The following is a 12,426-nucleotide window of genomic DNA, read 5'->3' as shown; positions in this document are numbered from 1 at the left end:
TGTTTTAAAACTTATATTTTTAATCAAATCTTTATGTTTATACCTATTTTTTACCCCTTTTTGTGAGAGTAGTAGTAATAATAATGAATAAAATAAATAAGGGTATATTTCCTAAGCCTCTTGTTTTATTCTCTGCGTAGATTTTAGGCGTTTACGTTCTTCCAACATATCTTTAGCGCGTTGCTCTGCAAGTATAGCTGCTTTACTTGTGGCTTCTTCTTCTGGCTTAATACGCATAGTTTTTGCAATGTTAATCAAATCTTTTACAGCTTCACCTCCTGCTATAAGTCCTGCTGTAGCTGGTACCCACGCATTAGAACTTGGAATAGTATGTCGTTCGGTGCATTTGCGCATATTTTTATCAGGGCATATGCAATGGAACGCACAGCTTATTTCTGGTTGTTCTATGCTTTCTAAAGGCTCTTCAGGACTATAAACTACCTTTAGATGTTTGATTTTAGTCTTTCGAAGTTTTTTGCGAATAACCTTTGCTAATGGGTCATTAATAGTTTTAAATATATCAGTTACCTCAAACTTAGTAGCATCTATCTTATAAGCAGCGCCCATACATGATAATATAGGTATCTTTAGTTCATAACAGCGATATATAAGGTCGAGCTTTGCAGTAACAGTGTCTATACAATCGACAATATAATCGTAGTGATCGAAATCGAATTGAGTAGCGTTATCGGGTAAATAGAAAGTTTGGTATTTGCGTACTATACAGCGTGGATTTATGGATAGTATGCGTTCTTCGGCTATATCTACCTTAAATTTTCCTACTGTTTTTGTAGTAGCTAACAACTGTCTGTTTACATTGGTCAAACATACACGATCATCATCTATAATATCTATTGCTCCTACACCGCTACGTGCCAGAACTTCCACTACATATCCTCCTACACCTCCTACTCCAAACACAGCCACTCTGCTACCATGAAGGGTATTAATGGCAGGCTTGCCCAGTAATAATTGTGTTCTTGAAAATTGGTTTTGCATTTTTAAGGGTGTTTACTAATATTTATTTATATTGTTATGTCTGCTTTATAATATACTAACAAGGTTATGGTGTTATGGATATTACACATTTTTTACTAACTTTATTTTAGTTGGCTCTACTGTGATCAAATGTTTTTTATACAAGTCACCAATGGCTTTTTTATATACTTTTTTAGATACCTGAAATTGGTATTTAATGTCTTCGGCATTACTTTTATCACCAAGGTTACATTCTCCATTATGTGCTTTAAGATATTCTAATAATCTTTCAGCAAAGCTGATAGCATATTGTTGTCCAATAGGCTGTAGAGTGCAGTCTATTTTGCCATCAGTACGTATATTTGCAATATATCCTTTTAATTTATCTCCTGTGTGAATACGCTTAAAAACCTGATCTTCGTATATTAATCCTGCGTATTTATTGTCTACGATAACTTTAAAACCTAAGTCGATCTTTTGCCAAATAAGCAAGTCCACCTCCTCGCCATGTTTATATGTTGGAAACTCTTTAGAGAGAAAATGTTCTACCTTTGCTGATGCCACTAAGCGATAAGTCTCTTTATCAATATACATAAATATAATATACGAATTGCCTATTTCCATGCGTCTTTTTTGCTCACGGAAAGGGCAAAACAGATCTTTTGTAACGCCCCATGATAAGAATGCGCCATATTCATTTACCCACGAGCATGATAAATAAGCAAAGCTGTTAACTGTAGCTAATGGTTTTTCGGTAGTGGCTATGGGGCGCTCGTCCTGATCAAGGTAAACGAGTACTTCTACCTCATCACCTATGTTTGCACCTTGTGGTATATATTTTTGTGGCATTAAAATATCGCCAGCCTTACCACCATCGAGATAAACGCCAAATTCTTCTCCAAAACCCTCACGAAGAGCTTTCTTTACTATGGTGAGTTTGTTGAAGGTTCCTAATTCTATTGTTTTCATGTCTTGTCGTCCTTTTTAATTTGTTTATAAATATGTTATTGCTTATTTTTATGAGCAAGTTAGTCTTCTTTAGAAGGCTGTTGCCTACTAGTATCAGATATTATTATACCATCTTTGAGATGTATGGTTCTGTCGGTAATACTTGCCAATCCTTCATCGTGTGTAACAACAACGAACGTTTGTCCAAACTGATCTCTTAGGTCGAAGAAAAGCTGATGTAGCTCTGCTTTATTCTTTGAATCTAAACTTCCAGATGGTTCGTCTGCAAGTATTACAGCAGGGTTGTTTACGAGCGCTCGTGCTACTGCAACACGTTGTTTCTCACCTCCAGATAGCTCTTGAGGCTTATGGTTAGCACGATCTGTAAGACCTAAAAAGGCTAACAACTCTTTACCTCTAACTTTAGCTTCTTTAGAGCTTTTACCTGCTATATAGGCAGGAATCATTACATTTTCGAGTGCAGTAAACTCAGGTAAAAGTTGGTGAAACTGAAAAACAAAGCCTAAATGCTTATTACGGAAATCGCTCAATTTATTAGTAGAGAGGCTGTTTATATCTATTCCATCTACTATTACCTTTCCTTCATCTGCTTTGTCGAGCGAGCCAATTATTTGTAATAATGTAGTCTTACCAGCTCCTGATGGGCCTACAATACTTACAACTTCACCCTTGTTTATGTGCAAATCGATACCTTTTAGTACCTCAAGCGAACCAAAACTCTTAGTAATTCCTTTTATATCTATCATTGTTATAAATTTTTCTTATGTATCCATTCACTTGCTACCTCATAAACGCTACGTTCCTCTGTATGTTGAGGCTCAGCAAAAGTCATTGTGTCTAAATTGTTACCATATTGATCAGGGAAGATAATCATTATAGTTTTACCCTTAAAATATTTGTTTATCTCATTGGGCAGATCGTCCATTGCTGCTTTATATGAGATAGTTCCTTTACGGGCAGTAATGATAACAAACATATGATCATGTTTTACGTTCATAGCTTTTATAGGCAATTCGTTCCAATGCTCCATCTGTTCGTATTCAGCGCGCACACTTGGATAGTTGTTTATTACATATTCTTTTATCAAATCGAGTGTTTCTTGTCTGGCATCGAATACTATCCTACACTCCATATTTTCTGCCATTCGGGCTAAACGCTCTAACCAACGATAAAAGCCCGGTTCGTATTCTGCCCTTGAAGGTACTGCTACCTGGATACGGCGTATAGTATTTAGAGGTTGCTTAATACGTGCTATAATAATCTGACGATTGAGCCTATGATATACACTACGTGCAAATTCTCCCCAAAAGCCACCATGCTGCTGATGATGAAAATGAAGCCCCATTACTATTTCAGATGCTTGATTTTCCTTAAAAGCATACATAATGCCGTTTGCAATGTTTGCAGCTACACGCATCTGTGTAGATATAGGTACATCGGCAGCACTGGCATATTTATTAAGATTGTTTAGAAGCTCTATACCTTCGGCTTGTTTAGTATGTATGTTTACATCATCGTATACTACATTAAGAGCCACTATATCTCGTTTCAACTTAGGATTGCGCATCATTGTTGCGAGATTTAATAAGTGGATAGAGGTGTTAGCATATTTTACAGGGACAAGTATTTTCTCATCATTATCCACCTTTTTATCCTTAAGATCTTCTTTTTCCGATAGTCGCAACTGTTCAGCTGCTCGTTGTGTTATCATAGTAGATATTATGCAGGTAAACAGTATCATAAGCACTATACCATTGAGAACAGCATTATCAAAAAGATATTTTCCTCCGCCTATAGGCAGCTTACACCCAACCATAGCTAAGGCTATTGCACCTGCAGCATGAGCAGAGGTAAGACCAAACATCATATGCCCCGACTTTAAGGATAGCTTAAAGACCCATGTAGCAATATAAGATGCTAATGCTTTTCCTAATGTTCCAAAGACTACAAGTAATAACATTATCCATAAAATGTAAGTACTTTCAAAAAGTAATTTTACGTTTATTAGCATGCCTACTCCTATGAGAAAGTAAGGTATAAATAAGGCATTACCTGTAAACTCTAACCTGTTCATAAGAGGAGATACCTTTGGAATAAACCTGTTTAAGATAAGTCCAGAAAGAAAAGCGCCAAATATGCCTTCTACGCCGATAGCATGTGAAAGGGCTGCCGAGCCAAACATAATAGCTAAAACAAAGACAAACTGCATTACACTGTCTGAATAACGATGTAAGAACCAGCGCGCCACACGAGGAACAGTATAAAAGAGAAATGCGCTATATGCTATAAATTTTATGCTAAAGATAATCCAAAACGTTATATCTCCACTGCCTGTTACAGAGCTTGTTATAGAGGAAAGAATTATTAACGATATAAGTAAAGCAAGCATAGAGCCACCTACACTTATAGTAGTACTAACATGTTTTGTAAGGCCATAACGCCCAACGATAGGGTAGGCTATAAGCGTGTTGTCTGCCATAATGGTACTAATGAGCAAAGCTGCCATACCGCTGAAGTGAAGAAACAATGTAAAAGCACCATATATTAGCACAAATGGGCAGAGAAAGGTGAGAGCACAAAATATTATTACGCGCATGCTATTCTTTCGCAAGCCTTCCATGTCAAGCTCTAATCCTGCTAAAAACATAATATAATATAAGCCCACTTGCCCAAAAATCTCAAAGGAAGCATCTCTGCCTAATATATCAAAACCATTCTTACCTACAAGGACTCCTGCAAGCACCATTCCTATAATATGAGGAATACGGAGCTTTCCCATGATAATAGGTGAGAACAATATCATGAGGATAACGACAAAAAATATAAGCGTTGGATCTGTTATAGGAAAAAAATGAGATATATTAATCATAGTAACCACATTGTAAAAATATATGCAAAGATAGTAAAAAGATGATAGAGTAACGGTGATAATAGATGGTTTTTTGTACTTTTGCAAAGTAAAAAGACTGATAAATATATTATAATATAAAAATGAAAGTAGCTATTGTTGGTGCCAGTGGTGCCGTAGGGCAGGAATTTCTTCGCATATTGGAACAGAGAAATTTTCCTCTTGACGACTTAGTGTTGTTTGGTTCTTCACGTTCTGCAGGTAGAGAATATGCCTTTAAGGGAAAGAATTACAAGGTAAATTTGCTTCAGCATAATGACGACTTTAAGGGAGTGGATATAGCTTTTGTTAGTGCAGGAGGAGGCACATCTGCAGAGTTTGCCGATACTATAACTAAGTATGGAGCTGTGATGATAGATAATTCCAGCCAGTTTCGTCAGTGTGAAGATGTGCCATTGGTAGTCCCTGAGATTAATGCTGCTGATGCTTTAAAACGCCCTCGTGGGATAATAGCCAATCCTAATTGCACCACAATAATGATGGTAGTAGCTTTGGCTCCTATAGAAAAGCTTAGTCATATTAAGAAAATACATATTAGTAGCTATCAAAGTGCATCCGGTGCAGGAGCTGCCGCTATGGCAGAATTAGAGCAACAATATAAGGAGCTGCTAACTATAGGTAAGGTAAAAACGATAAAAAAGTTTCCTCACCAGTTAGCATATAATGTTATTCCTCAAATAGATAAGATGACCGATACCGATTATACTAAGGAGGAAATGAAGATGTTTAACGAAACTCGCAAAATAATGCACTCTGATGTACGTACCAGTGCCACTTGCGTACGTGTGTCATCTCTTCGCAGTCATTCTGAGAGTGTGTGGTTTGAAACCGAGAAGCCGTTAGCTGTAGACGATATTCGCAAGGTGTTAGCTGCTGCCGAGGGGGTTACATTGGTAGATGATCCGCAAAACTATGTTTACCCTATGCCTTTAGAAAGTGCAGGACACGATGATGTCTACGTTGGGCGAGTACGTAAAGATCTTGCTGATGATAACGGCTGTGTGTTATGGCTTACAGGCGACCAAATACGTAAAGGGGCTGCACTAAATGCTGTTCAGATAGCAGAATATCTTATCAGAGAAGGTGATATAAAGAGATAATTCTCACATATTGGTGTACAGATAATCCGTTATATACACGCTTTTTAGCGCATATATAGCGGTTTTTTTTAATGTTATTGCTTACTTATTATATAAAAAGCAAGCTGCATTAAGTTACCTTTTATTATAACTTAATACAGCTTATTTTATATCTAATACTTATCTTGTAATTTTTTAATTACAATAAAAGAAATAATTACTTTGTTATAGTAATCTCAATACTGTTAGAAAAGATTAATAATCGTTTGTAGTATTATCATTCTACAGTAACTTTTATTTCTTTAAACTTAGACGTCGCAATGGCATTAAACGTAATAGTTTTCTCTTTACCAGTCCAAATATAGGGAAAATCATCATCATTGCTACATATTAGGTTTTTAAAATTGTATGTAAGATTGCAGTAATAAGGTACGTTTATAAACTCTATACGTGTAATAAACTTACCTTCTTCTGCTGTAAATGTAAAAGCATTTTCTTTATATACTGTATAGATATTATCTATTATTCTGTTCCAATACCTATCACTATTTTTCTTTTGTGTTAGTGTTACAGGTCCTGTTACCATCTTAACATCATCGTCTAATTTACCAGCAGTCTTATCTTCTTTGGCGTCTATACTGTTAGTAGTAGGAACTTTCCATGGGTTTTCAGAGAAATTGAAAGTAAAGATAGTTTTAGTAGTTTCTCCAGTTTCACCAGGTGTAGGATTTGGTGTAGCAGCTTGACTAACTACTATACTTACCTTTACTTGTTCTTTGCTATTATCATCAGTAACAATAAGCTCGGTATTACCCGTAGAAAGCGGATTAACGGTAATGATATCGTTTTCCAAAGTAGCTGTAGCTATATTGTTATCAGTTATTTTACAACTATACTTTCCGTTTCCTTTTAATATTTTTACAGACTCTGTTTTTCCTACCTGCATATTTAGCTGAGTAGTAGAAAGTTGTAGTTTAACATCGTTTTTGTTTTCTTGCGAACCTTTTTGCTCTTCTTTTTTAGGAAGATTAAAGTCATCATTATCTTTGTTGCAACTTGTCATAAAAGCAGCAATCATAAATAAAAGGATAAATGAGAATTTGTAAAAACTGTTCATAATTATTTTTTTGTTTATTTGATTAGTTTATTATTTGTTATTTTTTTGTTGCTATAATACGTTTTATGTGTTGCGTTAAAGCTCTTTTACCTCTGCAAAGTTAGCTTTACCCCACCTTTCATCGTTACTATATTGCTCTTTGCTTCCTTTAGGTACGTAAAGTTTTTTGGTTGTTGGAGTTTTGTTAAAGATGGCAGCATTTGTTGTGGGAGGTGTTGTTGCACGACAGATAACTTCAGCAAGGTTAGAGCAACCAGTAAATGTATTTAGAAAAACTTTCTTAAGTGTAGAAGGCAGATCTACTTTTGTTAGTTTTTTACAGTTAAGAAATGCCGAATGCTTTATCTCTGTAACACCTTCTGGAATTACAATACTGGTTAAGCTTTCACAGTTATGAAAAGTTTTCACATTGATGACTTTCACTTTTTCTGGTATATTTACTTTGCTCAATTTTTTGCAATCAGCAAATAAGCCGCCTCCTATAAAGTTAACATTCTTTGGAAGTATAACCTCTGTTAGCTCTTCGCAGCTACTAAAAGCAGATAGCTCTAATCTTTCTAACGTTTCTGGGAGTGTTATGCTCTTTAGCGATTTACAACCATAAAAAGCCTGACTACCTATTAAAGATAGATTTTTAGGAAGCTGAACAGATGATAATGATTTGCAATCCTTAAAAGTAGTAGCTTTTATCTCTGTAATATTATTTGGAATAATGATAGATTCCAGACTACTGCAGGCACCAAAAGCGTTTCCTTCAATATCCTTTAAAGAAGTAGGCAACTTTATTTCCGTTAATTGATTACAACCATAAAACATGCTTTCTCCAATGGTTTCAAGACCTTCATCTAAAGTAACTTTTTGTAAATTATTACAATAAGCAAATGCGTTTGCTTTTATTTCTTTTACCGATTTAGGTATATTTACCTCTTGCAAAGCGTGGCATTGATAGAAAGCATCTTCATCTATTTTTTCTAAATTAGGAGATAAAACTACTCTATGCAACTTGTTGCAGTAAGAAAATGCCCCTTTACCAACATATTTTAATGTAGAAGGAAATATTATTTCTTGTATTGGTGTTTCTCTGAAAGCCTCAACATCTATACCTGTAATGCCTTCTTTAAGAACTATTTTGCCACCTTCTGGTATTAACTCAGCAGGCCATTTTTTAATAACATTATCTTTTATCTCAACGCCATCAGGTATCTGTGTGTCAGTTTCCTCTACAAGAATATTTACCTTTGCTTGCTCTTTACTGTCTTCATCGGTTACAATAAGTTCTGTTTCGCCTATAGAAAGCGATTTGATGGTTATAACATTGTTATTTAAAGTTGCTATAGCTATGCTGCTATCTATAACTTTACAACTATATTTTCCGTTTCCTTGTAGAATCTTTATAGATGCTTCCTGACTTGCTTTCATCAAGAGCGTAGCTGTAGAAAGTTGCAGCTTTTCATAAGTCTTAGTGCCTTGCGAACCTTTCTGTTCTTCTTTTTTTGTTGGATTAATATCATCATTGTCTTTGCTACAACTTACCATAAAAGCTGCGAACAATATTAAAGCGACAAATGAATATTTACAAAAAACTTTCATAATTACTTTTTTTTATTTGTTATTTTTATTAATTTATATTATGTGATATTATTACTTACTGTTATGAATATCTTTTTTATTTTATTCTATCTAAATGTTCTTTTCCATTTCCTTTAAACACCATTCTACGTATTTTACCTCCCACGTTATGGTCAGATTCTATAATTTCTCCGCTTTCTTTGTTTGTTGCGTTGATTATGAAAACAGAGGCACATGAATATTTTGAAGCTTTCTTATCTTCGGCAGCAACATACATTTCATTGGAATTATAAGGATTGAAGATGATTTGTTTTACCTTAAAGTTTTCACCCAAATCTATATAAGGCTTATTGCTAAAGTTTTGCGCTTCATAGTTAAAAGCGAATATTTTACCATTTTCGTTACCATAATACATTATTGGTTTTGTAGGGTTTACACCAATAGCATCGGTACTTTTTATGTTGCCATTAGACGAGATGTTAGTTAAAACAATTTCTTTTATTTTTGGATTTTTTTGTGATGTACGGGAAATAGATAATCGATAAATATTAACCTCTTTATTGCTTGTATATCCTACAAATAAGAAGTGGCGTGGCTCATAACGATTGTCAGCCAGTCCGTCTGCATATACTCCATCACAAGGTAGTAATGCCATAGGTGTAACATCACAAACAGTTTCACCTAATGCTGTCCTTCCTATTGCAGCAATATACAGTAAATGTTTCGATTTCAAATCAAAATATACACGTACCATATCGGTAGGTAAAGGTATAAAAGAACAAGCTAAATCGGCTATTTTAACGTCCTTAGGCATTTGATGATTAATTTTATCCTCAAGGAAATGATGGTTTAATGTCATTAAGTAATCCTTACCATTTCCTACGAAAAAAATCACATTAAAATCTCTATTCCACATAAAGTTTTGCCCTCCAAACGGCGCAAAAGCAAAGTTTGGATAAAATTCGCCTTTGCCATCGTATTGCACTTCTGTTTTTACTTCGAGTGTGTTAGGGTCGAGCAAGTAAACTTTTCTTGGATTATCGGTACTAATAACCACATTTAACCCATCTGTGTCTTCTATGTTGTTAGGGTTTGTAATACCTTCTCCTGTCCAGCAAAGAGCTAAAGGCTCTGTTCCTAATGTAAGGTTAGGGTTACTTTGTTTGAAAACGTTTGTAGCCATAGGTATATTACTTATGTCTAAAGCCTTATAAGCAAGTTCGGCACCTTTCTCTCCTTCAGTAAATAATAGTAACCCGCGATTGTAATCGGAGTAAACAAAGAGCTTAAACTCTATAATTTTAGCTGTTTCGTCAGCCGCCGTTACCTTTAGGAAACATGAAAAGGTGCCTAATGTAGAGCAAGTGTAATTTAATGTTTCTTCATTACTTACTTCTTTATGATTGATATTCCACTGGTAAGTAACTTTTTGTTTCTGATCGTTAGAGAACTTTATGTTTGGCTTTATTTGCAATATAGCACCTTGTTTTATGCTATATGCTTTCTCTATACCTTCAATACTACTTAGTTTTCCTTCAGTAGTTTTATGGCTCAGGTCGCTATTGTCAAAATTGTTTTCTGAACAAGCTGTTAATAATAACATTGCTATAAACAAGAGGTAGATGTTTTTTAATTTTTTCATTTTGTCTGTTTCTATTAATTAAATGTCTGTTTTTTTTTAATAAATATTTATCTAAAATATGGCACCTATACCTCCCAAGTAACATTAGGGAATATTACACCTTCTTCGGGGTGAATGTCGAAATATTCTTTTACACGTTTAAAAATGCGCAGGTATTCATATTTACGATCTTCAAACTGTTCCTTTCTTACAGGGTTACCATAATATTCTATAAATTTTTGATATTTCTTAATATTATATTCTCCTAACCAATAAGCCACAGATGTCCACCATGAAGGAATATCTAACCGGTTGTTAAATAATATTTTGGCTATTTTATGCTCCATAATCTCTGGCTGTAATGGCGATGAGGGATCAATGCCAAGGGTTAGCGTATAGGTAGAATGGTCGTCTAAAGAGCGACGATTAATTTTTATCTTTAATGTATCGTGGGTAGCATTTGGCTTTATTGTTCTGCTTAATATTAATGGGTCGTAATGCAAATTGGCAATAGCCGTTGTAGCAGTGTCTATAATTTGCAATTTGTAGTAACGCTCTTCCATGTGCAATTCTCCTATTGTTTCTATAATAACGCTCACCACTGAATCGGTAGTTGCATAAGGCAAACTGCCTAAAGATATGCTATAGGTAGATTTCTCAAAGCATATCCCACTTTTAGATGGCTCTATAAAATAAGATGAACAGCTTGATATGAGTAATAGTGCTGTAGAAAAAAGAATGGTAGAAAGTGTTTTTTTCATAACTTTTGTCTTTGTTTTTATTTCTCTAATCCTTTTTCGCTTTCGGGTAGTGGCAGTACATAGGTTTCGTTACTGGCTTCTATATGTTTACCGTTCAGTCCGTCCATGCTACGCCACAAACGTTTGTAGGTAAAGAATATTTGCCCTTCTCCCCAATATTCTCTTGTTATCTCGTCAGCTATCCATTTCTGAAAGAGCTTCTTAGTACTAATTTCGTCCATTGATATAGGTTGTAAACCTCTTGCCGTTACAACTGTATTTATAGCCTTTAGCGACTTTTGTTTATCCTTATCATATATAGCTTCTGCTAAAATATAATACATCTCAGGAAGACGAATCATATTAACTCCGGGTGTTCTGTTAGACTTCCATTGCTGGCTTTCATCATAATCTTTATCATAAAGCTTTATAAAAGCAGTAACAGGCTTTCCCCAATTAGTAGCAGTAAAATAAGTTTGATACCGATAATCATTATTTATGGTAGAGAAGGTCTCGGTTTTAAACAAGCGTTTATAGTTTTCCCTTACCATATTGCAGGTAGGCGTGCTGTGTTCAGGATAAAACAATTGTCGTACATTGATGTACATTTTAGGCGCATTTAACACCCAAATACATTCTGTTTCTGCATCATAACCTCTGAAAAGCTGTAAAACATCGTTTTCTTTCACCAGTTTATAGTGGCTGTTTATAACCTCTTCTGCTAAGGTGGCTGCCTTTTTGTTATTGTTTCCCCATAAAGCCACACGAGCTTGGATAGCTTTTACGGCATTGAGGGTGATATATACATTTTTAACAGTTGGATATTCTTTCTTTGAAAACTCTTTTTTTGCTTCTTCTAAGTCGTGCATAATGTCCTGATAACATTCTTGTACGGTTTTCTTTTCACATATCTGGTTACTTGCCTTTGTTATATATGGTATGGCTAAAGCGTTAGGATTATTAATATTTGGTGCAAAAAGACGAAGCAAATCAAAATGTAACATTGCTCTAATGGCAAGAGCTTGTGCTCTGTAGTTGCACATTTTAGGGGTGTCTTTATCTTTTATGTGTTCTAAAAGGCTATTAATGGCATAAATATCATAATAGGCTGTTGCCCAAATCTGGTCGATTATTCGTCTTACTTCTTTATCTTTATATTGTAAATCGTATGTTTTTGCAAGTAGGGTAGTTGTAGACGACTCGTGGTCGTTATAATATAGTTGTGCTATCTCATCTATAAAACCAAAAGAGAGGTTACTACCGTAAAGGTCGGCTTTTGTAAGTGTGGCATAAATACCAGTAAGAGCGTCTTTTGCACCTTGCTCATCGGCAAACATTTGCTTGTCATTGATAAGTCCGGGCGTGTCTATATCGATGAAATTACATGCAGAAAAAGTAGATGTAAGCAGACTCATTATAAAGAATATTTTTATTGCTCTCATTTC

The 12,426-nt window shown here is 35.0% G+C and carries 10 protein-coding genes; 1 reads left to right on the top strand and 9 read right to left on the bottom strand.

What is annotated here, in order from left to right; all coding sequences use genetic code 11:
* Positions 1–111: 111 nt before the first annotated feature.
* The 4 genes from HMPREF9018_RS09755 to HMPREF9018_RS09740 all read right to left on the bottom strand — a co-directional run bounded on the left by HMPREF9018_RS09755 (position 112) and on the right by HMPREF9018_RS09740 (position 4,816).
* A complete protein-coding gene (locus tag HMPREF9018_RS09755; RefSeq protein ID WP_008451085.1) occupies positions 112–999 on the bottom strand; it encodes a tRNA threonylcarbamoyladenosine dehydratase in 888 nt (295 codons plus the stop codon).
* Between the two features lie 81 nt (positions 1,000–1,080).
* On the bottom strand, positions 1,081–1,947 hold the full coding sequence (locus HMPREF9018_RS09750; RefSeq protein ID WP_008451120.1) for a CvfB family protein: 867 nt from the start codon (positions 1,945–1,947) through the stop codon (positions 1,081–1,083).
* Positions 1,948–2,006: 59 nt separating this feature from the next.
* Positions 2,007–2,693: an ABC transporter ATP-binding protein gene (locus tag HMPREF9018_RS09745; protein WP_008450991.1), complete on the bottom strand. Its 687-nt coding sequence runs from the start codon at positions 2,691–2,693 to the stop codon at positions 2,007–2,009.
* Between the two features lie 2 nt (positions 2,694–2,695).
* On the bottom strand, positions 2,696–4,816 hold the full coding sequence (locus HMPREF9018_RS09740) for a cation:proton antiporter (RefSeq protein WP_039864875.1): 2,121 nt from the start codon (positions 4,814–4,816) through the stop codon (positions 2,696–2,698).
* 122 nt (positions 4,817–4,938) lie between these two features.
* Between HMPREF9018_RS09740 and HMPREF9018_RS09735 the strand changes: the two genes are divergently transcribed.
* A complete protein-coding gene (locus HMPREF9018_RS09735; RefSeq protein WP_008451067.1) occupies positions 4,939–5,955 on the top strand; it encodes an aspartate-semialdehyde dehydrogenase in 1,017 nt (338 codons plus the stop codon).
* A gap of 256 nt (positions 5,956–6,211) precedes the next feature.
* Here HMPREF9018_RS09735 and HMPREF9018_RS09730 read toward each other — a convergent pair whose 3' ends face one another.
* The 5 genes from HMPREF9018_RS09730 to HMPREF9018_RS09710 form a co-directional block, all read right to left on the bottom strand.
* On the bottom strand, positions 6,212–7,051 hold the full coding sequence (locus HMPREF9018_RS09730) for a hypothetical protein (protein WP_008451087.1): 840 nt from the start codon (positions 7,049–7,051) through the stop codon (positions 6,212–6,214).
* 75 nt (positions 7,052–7,126) lie between these two features.
* On the bottom strand, positions 7,127–8,641 hold the full coding sequence (locus HMPREF9018_RS09725) for a leucine-rich repeat domain-containing protein (RefSeq protein ID WP_008451064.1): 1,515 nt from the start codon (positions 8,639–8,641) through the stop codon (positions 7,127–7,129).
* A 76-nt stretch (positions 8,642–8,717) separates the two neighbouring features.
* The gene (locus HMPREF9018_RS09720; RefSeq protein ID WP_008451069.1) at positions 8,718–10,262 is read right to left on the bottom strand and encodes a PKD-like domain-containing protein; all 1,545 of its coding nucleotides are present in this window, start codon (positions 10,260–10,262) and stop codon (positions 8,718–8,720) included.
* Positions 10,263–10,327: 65 nt separating this feature from the next.
* Positions 10,328–11,002, bottom strand: a complete 675-nt coding sequence (locus tag HMPREF9018_RS09715) for a DUF4843 domain-containing protein (RefSeq protein ID WP_008451033.1) — start codon at positions 11,000–11,002, stop codon at positions 10,328–10,330.
* A gap of 17 nt (positions 11,003–11,019) precedes the next feature.
* Positions 11,020–12,423 carry a RagB/SusD family nutrient uptake outer membrane protein gene (locus HMPREF9018_RS09710; protein WP_008451112.1) on the bottom strand — a complete coding sequence of 468 codons (1,404 nt, stop codon included), beginning with the start codon at positions 12,421–12,423 and terminating at the stop codon, positions 11,020–11,022.
* Between the last annotated feature and the right edge of the window lie 3 nt (positions 12,424–12,426).

Origin of the sequence: Prevotella amnii CRIS 21A-A (assembly GCF_000177355.1) — a bacterium.
Taxonomy (GTDB): Bacteria; Bacteroidota; Bacteroidia; order Bacteroidales; family Bacteroidaceae; genus Prevotella; species Prevotella amnii.
This window is presented reverse-complemented; position numbering and strand designations above follow the sequence as displayed.